An 853-nucleotide genomic window follows, 5' to 3' on the forward strand; every position below is an offset into this window, starting at 1 on the left:
GGTATGCATTCGTATGCTTGATTCTTAATTTTAGGAGTTAAGGAGTTATGGAGTAAAGGAGTTAAGACAATTGCTTTATTGATTATTCTTTCATTTGGTCTTACTTAATATTAGACCGTAATTAGCAAAGCAATTGTCTTAACTCCTTTACTCCATAACTCCTTAACTCCTAAAAGTTTACTCCTTTAACTCCTATAAAGAGAGGACATCCTTCACCTCTTCCACGGTGAATCCCCTGCCTACCGCGAACTTCATAAGTTTCATGTTAAGCTCGTATTCACTGTCTGCCTTGATGGATTTGCGCTTGTTCTCGATGAGCGGGCGCAGTATTTCGAGATATGTTTCGGGGTCAACCTCTTCGAGAACGGCGTCGATAATGCTTTCAGGAATGCACTTCATGTATAGCGCCTGTTCCACTTTGCGCCGTCCCCACTTGTTGTATTTGATTTTATCCCGCACGAAAGCGCGGCAATAACGCTCGTCGTCGACATACCTGTTCTTGACGAGCCGTTCGATGACACGTTCCTGAACATCTGCCGGAACCTGCCATCTGCGCATCTTTTCGGTCATCTCGTACGTGCAATGTTCTGCCGATGCGCACAGCGCCGAGAGCTTGAAGAACACCTGTTCCTCGGTTAATGTTTTCATCATAATAGGGGCTTATTATAATTAAGAATTAAGAGTCGGGAAATTAAGAATTAAGAGTTAAGAATTAAGAAAATATGATTTGTAGGTTTAAACGTGGCCTTATCGGTTTGCAAAGGTAAGCAATAAAGTCATATTTTCTTAATTCTTAACTCTTAATTCTTAATTTCCCGACTCTTAATTCTTAATTTTCCGATTCTCCTTTTAC

General features: G+C 40.8%; 1 protein-coding gene. It reads right to left on the minus strand.

The annotated features are described in order from the left end of the window. Positions 1–192: 192 nt before the first annotated feature. Complete coding sequence (locus tag H6A34_RS14485; RefSeq protein ID WP_205106090.1) at positions 193–651, minus strand: regulatory protein RecX; 459 nt, start codon at positions 649–651, stop codon at positions 193–195. Positions 652–853: the final 202 nt, after the last annotated feature.

This window comes from Marseilla massiliensis, from assembly GCF_016899855.1.
Taxonomy (GTDB): Bacteria; Bacteroidota; Bacteroidia; order Bacteroidales; family Bacteroidaceae; genus Prevotella.

What these genes read in the sequence shown, in the direction of transcription:
- H6A34_RS14485 (WP_205106090.1), bottom strand. Translation starts at nt 651, where the DNA reads ATGATGAAAACATTAACCGAGGAACAGGTGTTCTTCAAGCTCTCGGCG.